The sequence below is a fragment of the Microbulbifer flavimaris genome, from assembly GCF_001641755.2.
GTDB lineage: Bacteria > Pseudomonadota > Gammaproteobacteria > Pseudomonadales > Cellvibrionaceae > Microbulbifer > Microbulbifer flavimaris.
Window position 1 is genome coordinate 15332 of record NZ_LRFG02000003.1, and the last position, 19302, is coordinate 34633.

General features: G+C 63.0%; 16 protein-coding genes. 11 read left to right on the top strand and 5 right to left on the bottom strand.

What is annotated here, in order from left to right; translation table 11 throughout:
- Positions 1-20 precede the first annotated feature (20 nt).
- A complete protein-coding gene (gene mrcB / locus AWR36_RS09260; protein WP_231745295.1) occupies positions 21-2612 on the bottom strand; it encodes a penicillin-binding protein 1B in 2592 nt (863 codons plus the stop codon).
- A gap of 267 nt (positions 2613-2879) precedes the next feature.
- Here mrcB and AWR36_RS09265 point away from each other — a divergent pair, with 267 nt between their 5' ends.
- Positions 2880-3899 (top strand): adenosine kinase, encoded by a 1020-nt coding sequence (locus AWR36_RS09265; RefSeq protein ID WP_067084109.1) that lies wholly within the window; start codon positions 2880-2882, stop codon positions 3897-3899.
- Between the two features lie 79 nt (positions 3900-3978).
- Here AWR36_RS09265 and AWR36_RS09270 read toward each other — a convergent pair whose 3' ends face one another.
- The 4 genes from AWR36_RS09270 to AWR36_RS09285 form a co-directional block, all read right to left on the bottom strand.
- A complete protein-coding gene (locus tag AWR36_RS09270) occupies positions 3979-5760 on the bottom strand; it encodes an EAL domain-containing protein (RefSeq protein WP_067084112.1) in 1782 nt (593 codons plus the stop codon).
- A gap of 38 nt (positions 5761-5798) precedes the next feature.
- Entirely contained in the window at positions 5799-6377 is a 579-nt protein-coding gene (locus AWR36_RS09275) for a YajG family lipoprotein (RefSeq protein ID WP_067084115.1), read from the bottom strand.
- Positions 6378-6455: 78 nt separating this feature from the next.
- Positions 6456-6983, bottom strand: a complete 528-nt coding sequence (locus AWR36_RS09280) for a copper chaperone PCu(A)C (protein ID WP_067084117.1) — start codon at positions 6981-6983, stop codon at positions 6456-6458.
- A gap of 5 nt (positions 6984-6988) precedes the next feature.
- Complete coding sequence (locus AWR36_RS09285) at positions 6989-7747, bottom strand: N-acetylglucosaminyltransferase (RefSeq protein ID WP_141398506.1); 759 nt, start codon at positions 7745-7747, stop codon at positions 6989-6991.
- A 142-nt stretch (positions 7748-7889) separates the two neighbouring features.
- On the opposite strand from AWR36_RS09285, the gene AWR36_RS09290 reads away from it, so the two are divergent.
- From AWR36_RS09290 to purD, 10 genes are all read left to right on the top strand, one after another.
- A complete protein-coding gene (locus AWR36_RS09290) occupies positions 7890-9698 on the top strand; it encodes a protein-disulfide reductase DsbD family protein (protein ID WP_067084120.1) in 1809 nt (602 codons plus the stop codon).
- Positions 9699-9941: 243 nt separating this feature from the next.
- A complete protein-coding gene (gene aroQ, locus AWR36_RS09295) occupies positions 9942-10397 on the top strand; it encodes a type II 3-dehydroquinate dehydratase (RefSeq protein ID WP_067084122.1) in 456 nt (151 codons plus the stop codon).
- A 27-nt stretch (positions 10398-10424) separates the two neighbouring features.
- Positions 10425-10901: an acetyl-CoA carboxylase biotin carboxyl carrier protein gene (gene accB / locus AWR36_RS09300; protein WP_067084124.1), complete on the top strand. Its 477-nt coding sequence runs from the start codon at positions 10425-10427 to the stop codon at positions 10899-10901.
- A 15-nt stretch (positions 10902-10916) separates the two neighbouring features.
- The gene (gene accC / locus AWR36_RS09305) at positions 10917-12257 is read left to right on the top strand and encodes an acetyl-CoA carboxylase biotin carboxylase subunit (protein WP_067084126.1); all 1341 of its coding nucleotides are present in this window, start codon (positions 10917-10919) and stop codon (positions 12255-12257) included.
- 141 nt (positions 12258-12398) lie between these two features.
- Positions 12399-13280: a 50S ribosomal protein L11 methyltransferase gene (gene prmA / locus AWR36_RS09310; protein WP_067084128.1), complete on the top strand. Its 882-nt coding sequence runs from the start codon at positions 12399-12401 to the stop codon at positions 13278-13280.
- A gap of 110 nt (positions 13281-13390) precedes the next feature.
- Positions 13391-14554, top strand: a complete 1164-nt coding sequence (locus tag AWR36_RS09315; RefSeq protein ID WP_067084129.1) for a DUF3426 domain-containing protein — start codon at positions 13391-13393, stop codon at positions 14552-14554.
- A 191-nt stretch (positions 14555-14745) separates the two neighbouring features.
- Complete coding sequence (gene dusB / locus AWR36_RS09320) at positions 14746-15744, top strand: tRNA dihydrouridine synthase DusB (protein ID WP_082679519.1); 999 nt, start codon at positions 14746-14748, stop codon at positions 15742-15744.
- Entirely contained in the window at positions 15741-16049 is a 309-nt protein-coding gene (gene fis / locus AWR36_RS09325) for a DNA-binding transcriptional regulator Fis (RefSeq protein ID WP_067084131.1), read from the top strand. Before dusB ends, fis begins: the two co-directional genes overlap by 4 nt.
- A gap of 218 nt (positions 16050-16267) precedes the next feature.
- Positions 16268-17839 (top strand): bifunctional phosphoribosylaminoimidazolecarboxamide formyltransferase/IMP cyclohydrolase, encoded by a 1572-nt coding sequence (purH, locus tag AWR36_RS09330; RefSeq protein WP_067084133.1) that lies wholly within the window; start codon positions 16268-16270, stop codon positions 17837-17839.
- A 113-nt stretch (positions 17840-17952) separates the two neighbouring features.
- Positions 17953-19239 (top strand): phosphoribosylamine--glycine ligase, encoded by a 1287-nt coding sequence (gene purD / locus AWR36_RS09335; protein ID WP_067084135.1) that lies wholly within the window; start codon positions 17953-17955, stop codon positions 19237-19239.
- The last annotated feature ends 63 nt before the right edge of the window (positions 19240-19302 follow it).

The window sequence follows — 19302 nt, forward strand, 5'->3', positions numbered from 1 at the left end:
GGCCGCCGTACCACATAGGCTCAGGGCCACTGATCTTCCTCTTCGGCAGACCAGGGGCGCGCCTCTTCCACCGGCACGCCGGAATCATCGCCGCGGCGCAATTCATCCTGCTGACGCAATTGCTGTTCTTCATCCCGCGGCAATTGCAGCGGCTCCTCTTCGATCTGGAGTGGCTCTTCCTCGAGCAACGGTCCCTGATCGAACTGGCGCGGCTGCTGCGTTTCGTCGTCCCGCTGTAATTGCTCCTGGAGCTGCCGCTCCTGCTGCTCCTGCCGGCGCTGCTCACGGGGGTCCACGCCCCACCCGGGGGTCATTTCCTCCTCCGGTACTGCTTCATCGGCCTGGTCGCGATCATCGCCAAAGAAGTCCCTGAACCAGCGGAAGCGATCGCGACCGGCACACTCCGGCGCGGGCTCCAGTTGCGTCTCGAAGGAGAACGGCATGTTGCGACCGCCCTCGCAGTAACGGGGGTCCATAAACTGGCCGCGATCATTCACGGTCTTGTACTCCACGCCTCTCGGGGCGGCGACGCGACCGTGGCGGTGGGGCAACTTGCGCATAATCTCGGTCCAGATCGACAGGGAGCCGGTGGCACCGGTGAGGCTGGTGCGATCATTGTCGTCACGACCCAGCCACACAACGGCAGTGACGTCCGGAGAAAAGCCGGCGAACCAGCTGTCGCGATAATCGTTGGTGGTGCCGGTCTTGCCGGCGAATGCCACGCTGCCGGGCAGGCGCCGCATGGCGCTCTTGCCGGTGCCCTCACGCATCACCTGCTCGAGGCCATAGCGCAGCAGGAAGGCGGGCACCGCATCGACATTGCGATCGGCTTTGCGGCGGAACTGCTGCACCTGATCCCCGTTGGCGTCCGACACCGCCAGCAGTGTTCGCAGCTCCACACTCTCGCCACCGTTGGCAAACGTCTGGTACATCCCCGCCACCTCAAATGGCGTCAGCTCCACCGCACCCAGGAACAGCGAGGGCACGCGCGGCAGATCCGCCTGCACACCGAGGCGCCGGATGGTCTGGCGGACATTTTCCAGCCCCAGGTCGAGGCCCAGCCGCGCGGTGGCCTGGTTGTAGGATTTCGCCAGGGCCAGATACAGCGGTGTCTGGCCGTGACTCTGGTTGCCAAAATTGGAGGGCATCCACACCTGCCCGTCCGGCGCCTCGACCCGAATCGGGGCATCCTCGATGAGCGTGGCCAGGTTGTACTGGTGCGGCCTCTCCAGTGCGGTCAGGAACACCGCCGGCTTGATCAGTGAGCCCACCTGCCGGCGGGCCTCGAGAGCCCGGTTGAAGCCGGGGTAGCTGGGCCTGCGGTCCCCCACCATGGCCAGCACATTGCCGGTCTCGTTGTCGACAACCACCGTCGCCGCCTGCAGGGAGTCAGACTGGATTCCCCGGTCCTTTTCCAGCCGCGCAGCGCCATTGCTGATCGCATCCTCCACCAGCTTCTGCACCGAGGGTGCCAGGGTGGTGTAGATACGCAGTCCCGCTGTGCGCAGCTCTTCGTAAGAATAGAAAGGCCGCAACTCCTGCAACAGCCGCTCGGTAAAGGCCGGATAGGGGTTCTGCGCCGCCCCGGCTGCGCTGGCGACACCCAGTGGCATGGCCCGATAGCGCTGGTGCTGCTCGGCACTGATCAACTCCTGCTGCTGCATCACGTCGAGCACCGTGTTACGGCGTTCCAGTGCCCGCTCGGGATTGCGCCACGGATTGTAATAGGAAGCCCCCTTCGCCAGGCCGACCAGCAGCGCCATCTCATGCGGCTCCAGGGTATCCAGGGGTTTCTGGAAATAAAACTCGGAAGCCAGCCCAAATCCGTAAATGGCACGGCTGCCCTGCTGGCCCAGCCACACCTCGTTAATGTACTCCTGCAGGATGTAGGGCTTGTCGTAGTGAAGCTCCATGAGCACTGCCATCAACGCCTCATTGAACTTGCGCCACAGGCTCGGCTTGTGGTCGAAGAAGATATTCTTGACCAGCTGCTGGGTGATGGTAGAGCCACCCTGCACTACCGCTCCGGCGCGCAGGTTGGCCACCATGGCCCGGGCGATCCCCCGCGGGGAGACGCCAAAGTGATTGAGAAAATCCTGATCCTCCACGGCGATCAGGGTATTGGCCAGCAGCGGCGGAATATCCGCAAAGCGCACCGGATTACGGTCGTCGCCGCCGCCCAGCAGCGTGCCGATCGTGGCCGCATCCAGGCGGAACTCGCGCAGTGCTTCTCCGCTCTCGCCGCGCAGGTTGCTGAGCTCGTCGTTGCGCAGGCGGAAGCTGACCACTTCGGCGGGCTCGCGACCGTCGGCGTGCACAAAGTCCCGGCGCCAGACCCGGTAATCCATGCCCTCGCGGGTCCACTGGCCAGGCTCAGACAACGTCTGCTTTTCGCGGTAATTCAGCGCCGTGAACTCGTCCTGTAGTTCGTCGGGCCGCATCACCATGCCTTCGCGAAGGATCAGCGGGCGCGCGAACACCCGGGCCGGCAACTGGTATTGACGGCTGTCTAGTCGCTCCCGCAGCTGCACGTCCAGGTAAACCATGTAGGCGACGAGCGCCAGTGCGCCCACTAGCGCGAGGAGGCCGAGCCTCACCATCCAGCGGTGCATTCTTCCTGATTTGGACGCCCCGGAGCGTCTGCGCTTCGTCGATGCCATAGAGATGCCAAGCGTTTTAAACAACTATAGATAGGGTGTGACCGCAGCGTCGACGACCGTCGCGCCGCACTGCGCCGGGGTTTTATAAGGTCTGACAGCCACAAGTCAAACCCATCGCCTTGCACTTGCCCCCGGGGCAGCCATAATGCGGCCGGTAGCCGTGCTCGGACCGCTCCAGTCGCCCGCGCACTTTCCCGCCATCGACGACCAAGGAAACCCATGCACCAATACGACCTCTACGGCATCGGCGCCGCTCTGCTGGATACCGAAATCGAAGTCAGCGATGACGACCTGCAGACCCTCGGAGTCGATAAAGGCGTGATGACCCTCGTGGACGATCACCGGCAACACCAGCTGGTAAGCGCGCTCAGCGATCACCTGGTCACCGCCAAGCGGGCCTGTGGTGGCTCCGGCGCCAACACCGTCATCGCTGCCAGCTATTTCGGCCTGCGCACCTTCTACTCCTGCAAAGTGGCCGCGGACGAGAATGGCGACTTCTACCGGGCCGACCTTGCGGACGCCGGCGTCGCCTATCCGGGTACCCTGCGCGAGGCGCAACCGGGAGTGACCGGCAAATGCCTGGTGCTCATCACGCCGGATGCCGAGCGCAGCATGAACACCTTCCTCGGGATCAGCGCCGAGTTGTCGATAGCAGAGCTGGATGTCGATGCGCTCTCCGCATCCCGCTGGGCCTATATCGAGGGCTACCTGGTCTCTTCCCCGACCGGCAAGGCGGCAGCCATCGAGCTGCGGCAGACGGCGGAGGGTGTCGGCGTCAAAACCGCCCTCAGCCTATCCGACCCCGCGATGGTGCATCTGTTCCACGACGGCCTGCGGGAGATGATCGGTGACAGCGTGGACCTGCTGTTCTGTAACCGGGACGAGGCTCTGGGCTTTACCGGCACCGACAACGTGACCGCCGCCGCAGAGGCCCTCAAAGACTTCTGCCGCGGCTTTGCCATCACGCTGGGCGCCGACGGCGCCCTACTCTGGGACGGCCAACGCGAATATCGGGTGGCCGCCCCCAAAGTCCACGCGATCGACACCAACGGTGCCGGCGATATGTTCGCAGGAGCCTTCCTTTATGGCATCAATCGGGACATGTCCTTTGAAGAGGCTGGAGAGCTGGCCTGCCGGGCGGCGGGCCAGGTGGTGAGCCAGTATGGCCCCCGCTTGCAGGCAGACCAGCACAGTCAACTGCTGGCTGCAGAGGTGGAGGCCCGGGGCGCGGAATCCTGAGCCGCCCTTCCCCGGTAATTCCGCTAGGGAAACACCTGACTAAACACTGAGTCACGGAGAGAGCGCCCAAGCAGGGCGCTCAGGCGTCCTCACCTTCCAGGTCAGGCAGACTGGTGGCGGCGGCAATGCCAAAGCCCTGGGCGAAATCCACCCCGAGTACCCGCAGCTGTCCGATCAATTCTGGTGTTTCGGCATATTCAGCGATGGTACTGATGCCCATGGACTTGGCGAGGTGATTGACGGTACTGACGATGGCGCTATCGATCTCATCCTCGAGCATGTTGCGCACAAAGCTGCCATCGATCTTCAGGAAATCCACCGGCAACTGGCGCAGGTAGGCCAGAGACGATGCACCGCGACCGAAATCGTCGAGGGCAAAGGTACACCCCGCTGCGCGGAGCTTGTGAATGAACAGCAGCGCCCGCTGCAGATTGTTGATGGCGCTGGTCTCGGTAATTTCAAACTGCACCCGCGAGGGTGGCACACCCGCCTCTGTGAGCTCCTGCAGCACAAAATCCGCGAAATATTCATCGCCCAGGCTCAGGCCGGAGATATTGATGGCATAGCCGTGACCGGTGAGGCCGCAGTGCTGTTCCACAGCCATATACTCGAAGATCCGGCGAATCACCCAGCGATCCACCTCTTCGATCAGCCCATAACGCTCTGCGGCGGGGAGGAAGTCCCCCGGGGAAATCACGTCTCCGTCGCGCCCGCGCATGCGCACCAGCACCTCGTAGTGGTGCAGGCTGTCCTCGTGCTGCAGCGCTACCACCGGCTGCCGGTACAACAGCAGACGCTCTTCCCGCAGGGCGGCATGAATCTCAGCCACCCAAGTGCTCTGCCGGCGCTTTTCCAATACCCGCCGGGAGTCACTGAACAGCTTCACCCGATTGCGCCCCTGATCCCGCGCGGCACAGCAGGCGTCGTTGGCGGAGGCCAGCAACTGGCCAGCCGGCGGCGAAGCGCGGTCTACCGCCACCGCGCCAATGGATATGGCCACGCGGCTCTCGTCGCCATCCCAATTGAAGACAAACCCCTGCACCGCATCGCGCAACCGCACCACCACCCGTCGCGCTTCCTCGATGGTGCAATCGCGCAGCAGCACCGCAAATTCGTCGCTGCCCACCCGGGCGATCACGTCATCCGGGGCCAGACACTGGCGCAGCTGTTGCGCCAGTTGCCGGATCAGCTGATCACCTGCGGCATAACCGAGGGTGTCATTCACCACCTTGAACTGATAGATATCCAGGTAGAGCAACACGTGGTGCTGCCGCCGGTCCCGGCAGCCCGCACGGGCACGCTGCAATTCGCTCTCGAAGTACTGGCGGTTGGGAAGGTGGGTGAGACTGTCGTGGCTGGACTGCCAGCTGAGGCGGGAGAAGAGCCGGCGCTCCGCAGAAACTTCGCGCATCACCACCACGAACCCGGTCACTTCGCCGGCTTCGTGGACCGTCTGCACCTGGACGGAGACTTCCAGCAGCACCTCCCCCAGGTCATCGACGCGGGGGATGGCGGCAATAAACTCCCGTCCATCCGCCAGGTCCCGCTCCGTCTCATCAGTGTCATCAGTTTCCGGTGCGAGCAGCGGAGCCAGGGGCTCACCGTCGGTGTCCACCAGCTTCAGGCCATCGTCAAGATAGCGGCCCGGCTTGAGCGCCAGCGCGTTGCCGCTCAACTCACCGGCCAGCGGGTTACAGTAAGTCACCCTGCCGGCGGCGTCCGTCACCACCACGCCATCGGCCACTTCCGCCAGAGCCACCTCCGCCGCCCCCGGCACCAGGCGGACGGGACGGCCCGGCGACCCCGCAACGTCGTGAAGGGTACCGAGCGGCTCGGTGGAATCGGGGTCGAAATCAGTCACGACAGCGCATCCCTTTCACTTCCTGACTCCCTGCGCCTTCAGAGGTTGGCTTGCAGGAACATCTTGAGTTTTTCATCCTCGAACGCCCGCTGCAGGGTCGCACTGAGGAGACCGTTCAGCCGCGCCTCAACCTCTTCCTTATTGGGCTTGATCAGGTTGCGATCCTTGCCGCTGGAGCGGTAGGTCCCGAAGTAGGTGGCGCCACCAATACGCACTTCCAGCTGGATCTCTGCCGAACTGTCGACCTTACTGGTGTACAGCTTGTTCGGGCTGTCGTACTTGAGGCTGGTCAGGTTCGCCACCACCTGCACCCGTGCAGCGGGGTCAGATGCACCAACAGTGCGGAATCCCCACTGGGTGAAACCCTCAGCCAGCGTACTCGCAAGCGCATCCTCGACACTGTTGGCCAGGCGGATATTGGAGGTGTCGGCATAGATACCGCCCAGCGATCCCAGCCCGCCGCCAGGGAGCTTGTTGCCCCCGCGCACACTGAGCGCATAGCCACTGCCGATCACGCTCGGCGCCACTTCCACTTGCGGGCGCACCTGGATCTGGATCGGACTGTGGGCACAGGCGACCAGGGTGCAGAGGCCCAAAATCATGAATAACTTCTTCACTGTATCCTCCGTTGTTTTATTCCAATAACTGAGAGCAGATTCGGTGCTTCCGCAGCACAAAAGTTCAGTCGGGCTGCTCTAGCCGTGGTGATGATGGTGGTGATGCTGGCCTTCCGCCTGCAGACTCCGAATCGGCAGGGTGACTTCTCGGGTCTCGCCATTGGCGAAATGCACCAGCAGTGACACTTCTGCGCCAGCCCGCAGCTGAACCCCCTCCAGCATGACATGCAGCCCCCCGGGAGACATCTGCACGGTCTGGCCGGCGGGGATAGCAAGCTTTTCCAGGGGTCGCATCCTGCTGATGCCATCCCGCTCTTCCGTGGTGTGAAGGCTCGCCCGGGCTGAGTCCTCGCTGGCGAGGGCCACACTGATGAGCTGACGCTCCACGGTGGTGGGGTTGCTCAGCTTCAGATAAGCCGCGCTGGTAGAGAGCCCCGGCAGTGTCTCCCGGGCATAGCCGTGGATTTGCAGCATCCGGGACGCGCTGTCCGCCGTGGCGCCGTGCACGTGTTCTTCACCGGCAACGGCCCCTGCGGCCGCCAACTGCAGTAACGCAGCGATCAGGGATTTCTCGAGAAGACGGAATCTTTTAATGGCTTCAATCATGTTGTTCAGGTTCCCCCGGTCGACATCAGGATCAGGCGCGGCGGGCTGCCGAGCCTGATATCACCGCGCACCCGATAGCCCATCACGGCCTCCCGCAGCTGCTGATAGATCCAGCGGCCCTCGGCATCGGTGCGCGCGACAATCATTACCCGCAGGTTCTCGCGGCGGATGCGCTCCGCCGTTTCCCTGAGCAGCGCGATGACCGCCTCATTGCGGGACGCGAGAGAGCCGCCCGGCAGCGAGATGTTTTCGCCTTGTGGCAAATCGCTACTGGCGCGACTGCGCTCGCTCGCGAGCTGGGTGCGCACTTCGGTCACGAGCGGATTGCCCGGCGCCAGTTCATCGGCGCGGTTCAGATAACTGTTCACCTCCCCGAACGAACGGCGGCGCAGGGCCTCACGGGCGCGCTCAACCAGCTCGATCACAATGGTCTGGATTCCGGTGGCGGCCCGGGAGTTATCCGGATCCAGCTGGCGCACGCGCAGGTAATAGTCGAAGGCGCTGGCCCCCGCGGGCTGGGTCAGGAAACCCTCTCGTTGCGCGGCCTCGGCACGCTGGAGAAAAAAAGCGATGTTGCGTTGACGGATCTGTTCCGGGGTGGGCCCCGCAGGCTTTGCGCTCTCGGGCAGGGGTACGGCGCGAGGCGCAGGTAACGGCGGCGTAGTCACGCAGCCGGCCAGCAGCACACCGGCCAGTAGGATCCCGATCCTGCGACAGGAGATCAGCTCTGCAAACACCGTCGACTCCACTGTTGTTTTTCCCATCCGGCACGACCACTATATTGCCCTGCTCGCCTGACTGTGAACTGGTCGCAAACCATACAGTCAGACAAACCGTAAAGGCATGAAAGTGCGACCAGCGTGGTTGCCGGACTCTTTCACCCGACTATAAAGAATTTTGAAGCCCATGGCTGTGATCAGCGACAGTTTCCGCAAAATTTTCCTCCTGATGGGAGCACTCCTGGCCCTGGCGACTACCATGGCCGCCGCACAAACCCCGTTTGGCAACAATCCACTCGGCGCTAGCCAGGATGCTGAGTTCCTCCCCGTCGACCAGGCCTACCAGCAGGACTTCCTGTTCTCCGGCGACGGGGCCAGCGTCATCTTCCAGATCGCCCCGGAGTATTACCTCTATCGCGATAAGCTGGCGCTCTACCGCCTGGATCCGGACGGTAAAACGCCGCTGCCAATGGAGCTACCCGACGGGGAAGTGATCTGGGATGAATATTTCGAGAAGGAAACCGAGGTCTACCGGTTTCAGCTTGAAATCCCGCTGGCGGCCACCCCGGCGGAGCGGATGCAGCTGGAGGTGCACTATCAGGGCTGTGCCGATGCGGGTCTCTGTTACCCGCCGCAGGTGCGCCAGTTCGATCTGGACTTTAATAACGGCACGGCCGCTCCCCTCGATCCAACTGGCGGCCCTCGCTCCACACCCGCCCCGCTCACGGCCGGCGCGAGCGAAAGCGCCAGTCTGGGCCTGCCTCTCGCCATGCTGCTGGCATTTCTCGGCGGGCTGATCCTGAACTTCATGCCGTGCGTTTTTCCGGTGCTTTCCATCAAGCTGCTCTCCATCACCCAGGCGAATCAACAGAGCCACGAGCGGCACTGGCATGGCTGGGCCTACAGTGCCGGCGTGGTCGGCAGCTTTGTGGCCATCGCCGCCGCGATGCTGACGCTGCGCGCCGGTGGCGAGGCCGTGGGCTGGGGCTTCCAGCTGCAGTCCCCGGCGATGGTCGCGGGGCTCGCCTACCTGTTCTTCATCATGGGGCTGAGCCTGTCCGGCCTCACGGAAATTGGCGGTCGGCTGATGGGACTGGGCCAGGGTATCGGCAATCCCCGCCAGCTGCGGGGCTCCCTCGCCACCGGCGCGCTGGCCACCCTGGTCGCCAGCCCCTGCACGGCGCCGTTAATGGGTTCCGCCCTGGGTTTTGCAGTGACTCAGCCCGCCGCCGTAGCGCTGCTCGTGTTCGCTGCGCTTGGTGCCGGCATGGCGGCCCCCTTCCTGCTGCTGACTTACGCTCCGGGACTGATCGACCGCCTGCCACGTCCAGGGCCGTGGATGGACCGGCTCAAACAGTTGCTGGCTTTCCCCATGTACCTGACCGCCGTGTGGCTGCTGTGGGTGCTGGGTCGCCAGAGCGGTAGCGATGGCGTCGCCCTGGTGCTGGCCGGCGCTGTGGCCATTGCCTTCGCTTTGTGGCTGTGGCCGCGCCCCCAGTGGCACTGGGGCAGCGGCAGCCTGGCCGTACTGGCCCTGTTCGGCGCCCTGGCGCTCCTGCCGCGCCTCGAGCCCGTTGCGGGCGCTGGTGCCGCCTCATCTGCCAAATCCGACTACTGGCAACCCTACTCTCCAGAGCGCCTCGAGGAGGCCCGTCGCGAGGGCAGACCGGTGCTGATCAACATGACCGCTGCCTGGTGCATCACCTGTCTCGCCAATGAAAAAGTCGTGCTCTCCAGCGACACGGTCGCCGAAACCGTGTCCACCCTCGACATCGTGGCCCTGAAAGGCGACTGGACCAATCAGGATCCGCTGATCACCGAACTGCTGAGCCGCTACGGGCGCACCAGCGTGCCCCTCTATCTTGTCTATCCCGCGGGCGGCGGGGAAGCGCGGGTCCTTCCCCAGATTCTGACCCGCGACGGGCTGATCGCCGAGCTGCAGTCAGCGGCCGCCCCGGAGGCAGGCGCCGCCCTCGCCGCCGGGTCGGCGCTGTAATAGCCAGCCTGACCGGCAAAAAAGACAACCCCTCAGGCTTTCTTGCCTTAAACAGGCAGGAAAAGCAGGGTAACTGCGGCTAACGTCTATTCCTGACTACTCGGCCATGGACACAAGGTCACTTTTCCGGCACACTCGCCCGAGTTTTGGGGCAAGTTGGCGGAAAGCGTGACTTTATCCACACGTTTGCCGACATTCCCCTCCGTTTTGTGACCAAATCACGCTTTTCCTTCAGAGAAAGCCATGGCGAAACTTCTGTTGTTGCACGGCCCCAATCTCAACCTGCTCGGCACCCGCGAGCCAGAGATCTATGGCGCAACCACCCTGGCGGAAATCGACCGAAGCGCGCGCGCACTGTGCGAGCAGGCCGGACACCAGCTGGAAACCTTCCAGAGCAACACGGAGGGCAGCCTGGTAGACCGTATTCAGGCAGCCCGGGACGAGGGCGTCGCGTTCATCGTGATCAACCCGGCCGCTTACACCCACACCAGTGTCGCCCTGCGGGACGCTCTGGCGGCAGTGGCGATCCCTTTTATCGAGCTCCACCTGTCCAACCCTCATACCCGGGAGGCGTTCAGGCACCGCTCCTATCTTTCCGACCTGGCTCGCGGAGTCATCTGCGGGTTTGGCGCACACAGTTACACCCTGGCGTTGCAGGCCGCTATCCACCAGCTGGCAGCAGCGCCCGACCACCCCTAACGCAAAAAACACGACGAGTGAAGACCTATGGACATCCGCAAGATCAAAAAACTGATTGAGCTGCTCGAAGAATCCGATATCGGCGAGCTGGAAATCAAAGAGGGCGAGGAATCCGTCCGCATCAGCCGCGGCGTAAGCGGCGCGGCACAGGCGGCAGCGCCGGTGGCACCGGCCCCCGTTGCGGCACCTGCACCGGCGGCACCGGCACCGGCGGCACCGGCACCGGCGGCGCCAATTGCCGAGCCGGAAGAATCCGTGCCCGCGCTCAGCGGCCACGCGATCAAATCCCCGATGGTGGGCACTTACTACGCGGCCTCGAGCCCCGGCGCAGAGCCCTTCGTCAAAGTCGGCCAGCAGGTGAAAGTGGGCGACGTGGTCTGCATCGTTGAAGCGATGAAGATGATGAACCAGATCGAGGCCGACAAAGCCGGCACTATCGAGAGCATCCTGGTGGAAGACGGACAGCCGGTGGAATTTGACCAGCCGCTCGTGACCATCGTCTGAGCGGGGTGAATCGGCATGTTTGATAAAGTACTGATCGCCAACCGCGGCGAAATCGCACTGCGCATCCTGCGCGCCTGTAAAGAGATGGGCATATCCACCGTGGCCGTCCACTCCCAGGTGGACCGGGATCTGAAGCATGTGCGCCTGGCCGATGAAGCTGTCTGCATCGGCCCCAACCCCTCAACACAGAGCTACCTGAATATCCCGGCGATCATCTCCGCAATGGAGATTACCGACGCGGTGGCCGTGCACCCAGGCTATGGCTTCCTGGCGGAAAACGCCGACTTCGCCGAGCAGGTACAGAAGAGCGGCTTCACCTTTATCGGCCCCGATGCCGACGTGATCCGCCTGATGGGGGACAAAGTCTCTGCCATCGCCGCCATGAAGAAAGCCGGCGTGCCCACCGTTCCCGGCTCCGACGGCCCCCTTCCCGCCAACGGGGAGCGCTGCCTGGAGATCGCGCGCAAGATCGGATACCCGGTCATCATCAAGGCGGCGGCCGGTGGCGGTGGTCGCGGGATGCGCGTGGTGCACACCGAGGCGGCCCTGCTGAACGCCATCTCCGTCACCAAGTCCGAGGCCGGTGCCGCCTTCGGCGACAGCACCGTGTACATGGAGAAATTCCTGCAGAACCCCCGCCACGTGGAAATCCAGGTGATGTCCGACGGCCAGGGCAACGCGATTCACCTGGGCGACCGGGACTGCTCCCTGCAACGCCGACACCAGAAGGTGCTGGAGGAGGCTCCGGCTCCCGGCATTCCGGACAATGTGCGTCAGGATGTCTATCAAGCCTGCGTGCAGGCGTGTATTGATATTGGCTACCGCGGCGCCGGCACCTTCGAGTTCCTGTACGAAGACGAGCGCTTCTACTTCATCGAAATGAACACCCGTATCCAGGTGGAGCACCCGGTCACCGAAATGGTCACCGGTGTCGACCTGATCAAGGAACAGATCCGGGTCTGCGCAGGGCAAAAGCTGTCCCTGAAGCAGGAAGATATCGTGATCCGCGGCCACGCCTTCGAGTGCCGGATCAACGCCGAGGATCCGAAGACCTTCTTCCCGAGCCCCGGCCGAGTCAACAACTTCCACGCACCCGGCGGCCTGGGCGTACGGGTGGACTCCCACGTCTACTCCGGCTATACCGTGCCGCCGAATTACGACTCCATGATCGCCAAGGTGATCACCCACGCAGAGAGCCGCGAGGCGGCGCTGGCACGGATGCGGGTCGCCCTGTCGGAGCTGATCGTCGACGGCATCAAAACCAACGTCCCCCTGCAGCAGGACCTGGTTACCGATGCGGCATTCGCCCAGGGCGGAGTGAACATTCACTACCTTGAGAAAAAGCTGGGCCTGTAACCGGCCCCCGGGCGCCAGGGACGGCGCCCTTGCCCCCGGCCTCCGCACCCCTTACCTTTGCGTCCCGAGCCCACCCCGCCAGCCCCGGTGCTGTCTAGGGCGATTTTCCATTCAGCCATACCACCAACTGGAGAAGACCCCATGCCCTGGCTGCAACTGCGTGTCGATACGGATCGCGAACAGGCCGAACGCATCGAGGACGCCCTGCTCTTTGCCGGTGCCGTCTCCGTCACCCTGCAGGACAATGCCGACCAGCCCATTCTTGAACCGGGCCTGGGCGAGGTGCCGCTGTGGGACCAGACACGGGTCACCGGTCTGTTCGATGCCGAAGTGGACACCGGTGTGACCGAGGCCAAAGCCGCCTCGTTTCTCTGCGAGCCACTACCCAACGCGCGCTGGGAGCAGCTTGAGGACAAGGACTGGGAGCGGGAGTGGATGTCCCACTATCAACCGATCCAGTGTGGCGAGCGCCTGTGGATCTGCCCCAGCTGGTGTGAGCCACCGCAACCCGGGGCGGTCAACCTGATGCTGGATCCGGGCCTCGCCTTCGGCACCGGCACACACCCGACCACCTTCCTCTGCCTGCAGTGGCTGGCCCGCGAGCCGGTGGATAACAAGAGTGCAATCGACTTTGGCTGTGGCTCCGGCATTCTCGGCATCGCCGCCTTGCTGCTCGGCGCCAGTGAGGCCCGCGGCACGGATATCGACCCCCAGGCGCTACTGGCAAGCCGCGACAATGCCGCCCGGAACAATGTGCCGGCGGACCGCTTCCCGGTCTATCTGCCAGAGCAGATGCCCACTGAGCCCGCCGATATCATGCTGGCCAACATCCTCGCCGGCCCACTGGTGGAGCTGGCCCCGCAGCTGCTGGCGCTGACCAGGGTGGGCGGTCGACTCTGTCTTTCCGGCGTACTGGCCTCGCAGGCAGACCAGGTTCGCGCCGCCTACGGAGATCAGGTTGAGTTTGATGAGGATGCCCACAAGGATGAGTGGGTCCGGATCTCCGGTACCCGGATACGCTAGCCGCCATCGCATCGTGGCAGTGTGAGTGCTTACACCCGCGCACACTGCCCTTACACCGCCGGGTGGCGTACTGATAGACTTGGCCATCGTTCTGACACCGTCGAATTTCAATGTCGCAACTGGTTACCCGCTGCCCCAACTGCAGCACCTCTTTTCACGTCAATGAAGAACAGCTGCGCGCTGCGCGCGGTGCTGTTCGTTGCGGCTCCTGCCTGCAGGTTTTCCGCGCCGATGAAAACATCGTGTTTAGCGAGAGCAGCCCGGGGGCGCAAAAAGATCTGGAAGCCCTGCTGGAAGACGATGACTTTCTGATCCACGACGACATCGAGCTCGAAGGTGAAGACAACGAGCCCAAACCGCCCACAATGGCCTCGGACCCCGAGCACGCCGGGCGCAATGAAACGGACGAGCCGCTGATTGGCGACGCCTTTGGCGATACGCACTGGCAGGACCTGTCCAAGGCCAGCACTCCGGAACCAGCAGGCGACAGCGACGATGACGAATCCGCATTCCTGCTGCCGGACGACAATGACCATGACGCTGACGACCCGTGGGGCGAGCCTCTCGATGATATTCCGCGCTCACAGCAGGCCCGCGCCCGTCACCACAAACCGGACGAGCGTGACTCACTCTCCGAGCGCCTGCATGAAATTGAATCACACGCCGCGGCCACATCGCGCAATACCGATGCAGAATCCGAAGCCATTCATGCCAGCCCCCAACGGGATCAACTGATCTCGTCGATCGAACCGGCGCCCCTGGAGGTTCGCTGGCAGCCAGAGCGGGACCGCCGTGTACCCGGCTGGCTCTGGTGGCTGCTGGCCCTGCTGATGCTGGCGGGATTGCTGGCCCAGTTTGCGACTTTCCGCTTTGATACGCTCAGCAAGCAGGAGCCTTGGCGGGCACTGTACAGCCAGGTCTGCCCCCAACTCGGCTGTCAGCTGCCGGAATTGATTGATACCGGAGCCATCCGCACATCCAACCTGGTAGTCCGCAGCCACCCACAACAGGAAGGCGCGCTGGTGGTGGATGCGGTGCTCCTCAACACAGCCGGCTTTGACCAGCCCTTCCCTGCCCTGCTGCTCACCTTCAGTGATCTCAAGAATCGCCCGGTTGCCAGCCGAATCTTTACTCCCAGAGAGTATCTGCAGGGAGAACTGGCCGGTCGCACCCGGATGCCGGCGGGAAACCCGGTCCATATCGGGCTGGAAATCGTGGATCCGGGCCCGGAGGCGGTCAACTACCAACTACAGATTGCGCCGGCTGAAAAATGAAAGAGGCGCCATTTCGGCGTAATTTTCGGCAAAAGCTGCGCAATCCTCGCGCTAAACGCACAACAGGCAACCAGATTGCGCGCTTTTTCGCTTTTCCATTCGGGGAGCAGCCGCTATCATATGCCGCTCTTTGCCCGAGCCATCCCGTGCGGGACTGCGGCTCCCTTGGCGTCATATCCGCGGAGTGAGACGTGTCCAGCAACTTTGCCATCGGCCCCTACGCTATCGGCAACCCGGTGATCCTGGCCCCCATGGCCGGCGTCACGGACCGACCCTTTCGGCAGCTTTGCCGGAAACTCGGCGCTGGCCTGGTGGTATCAGAGATGGTGACTTCGGACACCCGCCTGTGGAACAGCCGCAAATCCCGGTTTCGGCTCGACCACAGCGGTGAAACGGCACCGATTTCGGTGCAGATTGCCGGCGGCGACCCGGAGATGATGGCGAACGCTGCGCAGGAGAATGTGCGACGCGGCGCCCAGATCATCGACATCAACATGGGCTGCCCGGCGAAGAAGGTTTGTAAGAAGGCAGCGGGCTCAGCCCTGCTGCGCGATGAAAAACTGGTCGCGGATATTCTGGAAGCAGTGGTCCAATCCGTCTCAGTACCAGTGACGCTGAAAATCCGCACCGGCTGGTGCACGGAGACACGCAATGGCGTCACGGTGGCCAGAATGGCAGAGGATATCGGTATCTCAGCGCTGGCAGTGCACGGGCGCACAAGGGCCTGTGGGTACCACGGTCAGGCTGAATTCGATACCATTGCCGATATTGTATCCAGGGTGAAGATTCCGGTTTTCGCCAATGGTGACATCACCGGACCAGAGCGGGCGCGCGAAGTGCTCGATTACACCGGTGCCGCTGCAGTCATGATCGGCCGTGCAGCACAGGGACGGCCATGGATCTTTCGGGAGATAGCCCATTACCTCGCCACCGGCGAGCGGCTGCCCGAACCCTCACTGGAAGAAGTCAGGGATATTTTGCTCGCCCATCTGGGCGAATTGCACCGTTTCTACGGTGAAGTGATGGGGGTCCGTATCGCCCGGAAGCACGTCGGGTGGTACCTGAAGACACTCGCGGGGAGCGAGTCCTTTCGCAAGACCTTTCTCCAATTGGATAGCGCAGAAGCACAACATGCCAGCGTTCAGACCTGGTTTGAACGCCGAATAAATAGAGGGGCACAAGCGGCATGAATAACGAAGCACTGATTCCGGATGCCAACAGCGAAGAGGCATCCACCGGGGGACAGACTCAACTGGCACAGCCTCAGCAGCAGTCGCTGCGCGATGCCGTTGAGCAGGCGATGGAAAACTATTTCCGCCACCTGGACGGTCAGATGGTGACCGATGTCTACGACATGGTCCTGTCCGAGATTGAGGCGCCGATGCTGGAGGTGGTGATGAAGTACACCCGTCACAACCAGACCCGCGCCGCGCAGCTGCTCGGCCTGAACCGTGGCACCCTGCGCAAGAAGCTGAAGCGCTACGGCCTGCTGTAAGCGCTAGCGGCTGTTACCGCCGAACAACTTGAGGGGGGATGAGGTAGCTCATCCCCCCTCGCTATTTGCTGGCGGCAGGATTTTTACGCCAGCGGCTGCCCACTCACCCCGTCCCCTGACACGCTGGCTTCTCAGCCAGTGGGTACGGCAGCCTTTCCCGTCTCTGAACTGGATCAGAGACAGCTACCCTTTTCAGAAACCCAAATGGACCAAGTGCTATGACTGACAAGGTTGCGATTCGCCGCGCGCTGATCAGCGTCTCAGATAAAAGCGGAATCGTGGAATTCGCCCGGGAACTCTCCGCCATGGGCGTAGAGCTCCTCTCCACCGGTGGCACTCACCGCCAGCTGAAAGAGGCCGGTATCCCGGTAGTGGAAGTCTCCGACTACACCGGTTTTCCGGAGATGATGGACGGACGGGTCAAGACACTGCACCCGAAGGTCCACGGCGGCATTCTTGGCCGCCGCGGAACCGACGATGCGGTCATGTCAGAGCACGGCATCACCCCCATCGACATGGTGGTGGTCAATCTTTACCCCTTCGCCCAGACCGTCGCCAATCCGGACTGCACGCTGCCCGATGCGATCGAGAACATCGATATCGGCGGTCCCACCATGGTTCGCGCCGCAGCCAAGAACCACAAAGACGTCGCCATCGTGGTCAACGCATCCGATTACAACGGCATCATCGCCGAGATGAAAGCCAATGACGGCGCACTGAATCAGGCCAGCCGCTTTGATCTGGCAGTCAAAGCCTTTGAGCACACCGCCAGCTACGATGGCGCCATTGCCAACTACCTGGGCGCAATCCAGGGCGGCGAGAAAAAGCCGTTTCCCCGCACTTTCAATAGCCAGTTCATCAAAAAGCTGGACCTGCGCTACGGCGAGAACCCACACCAGAAGTCCGCCTTTTACGCTGAAGCCAACCCGGCCGAGGCCAGCATTGCCACCTCCGAGCAGCTGCAGGGCAAGGAACTTTCCTACAACAATATCGCCGATACCGATGCGGCCCTGGAGTGCGTCAAGGCATTCAGTGAGCCCGCCTGTGTGATCGTCAAGCACGCCAACCCCTGCGGCGTGGCCATCGCCGACACCATCGGCAAGGCCTACGATCTGGCTTTCGCCACCGATACCGAGTCCGCTTTCGGCGGCATCATCGCCTTCAACCGCGAGCTCGACGGAGAAACAGCCAGGACCATCGTCGATCGCCAGTTTGTCGAAGTGATCATCGCACCGTCTGTTTCTGACGAGGCGCGCGCTGCCGTGGCAGAGAAGAAGAATGTGCGCCTGCTGGCCTGTGGCCAGTGGAGCGAGGAGCGCCAGCCGGCTCTCGACTACAAGCGGGTGAACGGCGGCCTGCTGGTGCAGGATCGCGATGATGGCATCATCACCGCTGCGGACCTGAAAGTGGTGAGCAAGCGGCAGCCGACCGAGGAGGAGATCCGCGACCTTCTGTTCACCTGGAAAGTCGCCAAGTTTGTGAAGTCCAACGCCATCGTCTATGGCAAGGACGGCCGCACCATCGGCGTGGGCGCCGGCCAGATGAGCCGCGTGAACTCCGCACGCATCGCCGCCATCAAGGCCGAGCACGCCGGTCTCGAAGTGAAGGGATCCATGATGGCCTCCGATGCCTTCTTCCCCTTTCGCGACGGCATCGACAATGCCGCGGCCGTGGGTATCAGCTGCGTGATCCAGCCCGGCGGTTCCATCCGCGACGAGGAAGTGATCGCGGCCGCCGACGAGCACGACATGGCCATGGTCTTCACCGGCATGCGGCATTTCCGCCACTGATCGGTACTTCTCGCAAGCCGGCCCACAGGGCCGGCTTTTTCTTGCCCGCCCGGTTTACGGGCTAGAATAGCGCATCTTTTGATTTTCAACGCCTTTTAGAGGGGGATCCCGGAATGAACATACTGGTTATTGGCGCCGGCGGCCGCGAGCATGCCCTGGCCTGGAAAGCGGCCCAGAACCCCGCCGTCGACACCGTGTTCGTCGCTCCGGGCAACGCCGGCACCGCCCGCGAGCCCAAACTGCAAAACGTCGCCATCGGCGTGGACAACTTCTCCGCCCTGGCGGAATTTGTCGAACTCAACAATGTCGAGCTGACCATCGTCGGGCCGGAAGCACCGCTGGTGGACGGCATCGTCGACTTCTTCAATGGGCGCGGCCACGCCGTCTTTGGCCCCAGCAAGGCAGCCGCCCAGCTGGAGGGCTCCAAGGCATTCACCAAGGACTTCCTGGAGCGCCACAAGATCCCCACTGCCGACTATCGCAACTTCACCGAAGTGGAGCCGGCACTGGAATTCATCCGCGAGAAAGGCGCTCCCATCGTGGTGAAGGCCGATGGCCTGGCCGCCGGCAAAGGCGTGATTGTCGCCGAGACCGAACAGCAGGCTGAACTGGCCGTGCGCGACATGCTGTCCGGCAACGCCTTCGGCGACGCGGGCTGCCGGGTGGTGATCGAGGAGTTTCTGGCGGGCGAGGAAGCCAGCTTTATTGTCATGGTGGACGGTGAGCATATCCTGCCCATGGCCACCAGCCAGGATCACAAGCGGGTTGGCGACGGCGACACCGGGCCCAACACCGGCGGCATGGGCGCCTACTCCCCGGCACCGGTGGTCACCGATGACGTCTACCAGCGCATCATGAGCAAAGTGATCGAGCCCACCGTCAGGGGCCTGGCCGAGGAGGGCATGCCCTACACCGGCTTCCTCTACGCTGGTCTTATGATCGACGGGGAGGGTGAGCCCCGCGTGATCGAGTACAACTGCCGCTTCGGTGACCCGGAAACACAACCGATCATGATGCGGCTCAAGTCCGACCTGGTGACCCTGTGTCAGGCTGCACTGGACAAAAAACTGGACCAGGTCACTATCGAGTGGGATTCCCGACCGGCCCTTGGTGTGGTGCTGGCGGCCAACGGCTATCCCGGCAGCTACCGCAAGGGCGATGCCATTTCAGGCCTCGATCGTGCCGATAGCGACAATGCCAAGATCTTCCATGCCGGCACGGCATTGGACGGTGAACGCGTGGTCACCAGCGGCGGGCGTGTCCTCTGCGCCACGGCACTGGGGGACACCGTCGCAGAAGCCCAGGCCAATGCCTATGAGTGCGCCAAGGCGGTCCACTGGGACGGCGTTTTCTATCGCAAGGATATTGGCTATCGTGCAGTTGAGCGGGAAGAGTCCTGAACCTTTGGTGTGACGGTGGCAGGAGGGCGGCTCCAGGCCGCCCATCGCCGGATCACTAGCGAA

Coding starts and splice junctions, on each gene's coding strand:
- AWR36_RS09315 (WP_067084129.1), top strand. CDS start 13,391: ATGTCGCAACTGGTTACCCGCTGCCCCAACTGCAGCACCTCTTTTCAC.
- AWR36_RS09285 (WP_141398506.1), bottom strand. CDS start 7,747: ATGGGAAAAACAACAGTGGAGTCGACGGTGTTTGCAGAGCTGATCTCC.
- accB (WP_067084124.1), top strand. CDS start 10,425: ATGGACATCCGCAAGATCAAAAAACTGATTGAGCTGCTCGAAGAATCC.
- AWR36_RS09280 (WP_067084117.1), bottom strand. CDS start 6,983: ATGATTGAAGCCATTAAAAGATTCCGTCTTCTCGAGAAATCCCTGATC.
- AWR36_RS09290 (WP_067084120.1), top strand. CDS start 7,890: ATGGCTGTGATCAGCGACAGTTTCCGCAAAATTTTCCTCCTGATGGGA.
- purH (WP_067084133.1), top strand. CDS start 16,268: ATGACTGACAAGGTTGCGATTCGCCGCGCGCTGATCAGCGTCTCAGAT.
- purD (WP_067084135.1), top strand. CDS start 17,953: ATGAACATACTGGTTATTGGCGCCGGCGGCCGCGAGCATGCCCTGGCC.
- mrcB (WP_231745295.1), bottom strand. CDS start 2,612: ATGCACCGCTGGATGGTGAGGCTCGGCCTCCTCGCGCTAGTGGGCGCA.
- fis (WP_067084131.1), top strand. CDS start 15,741: ATGAATAACGAAGCACTGATTCCGGATGCCAACAGCGAAGAGGCATCC.
- accC (WP_067084126.1), top strand. CDS start 10,917: ATGTTTGATAAAGTACTGATCGCCAACCGCGGCGAAATCGCACTGCGC.
- prmA (WP_067084128.1), top strand. CDS start 12,399: ATGCCCTGGCTGCAACTGCGTGTCGATACGGATCGCGAACAGGCCGAA.
- aroQ (WP_067084122.1), top strand. CDS start 9,942: ATGGCGAAACTTCTGTTGTTGCACGGCCCCAATCTCAACCTGCTCGGC.
- AWR36_RS09265 (WP_067084109.1), top strand. CDS start 2,880: ATGCACCAATACGACCTCTACGGCATCGGCGCCGCTCTGCTGGATACC.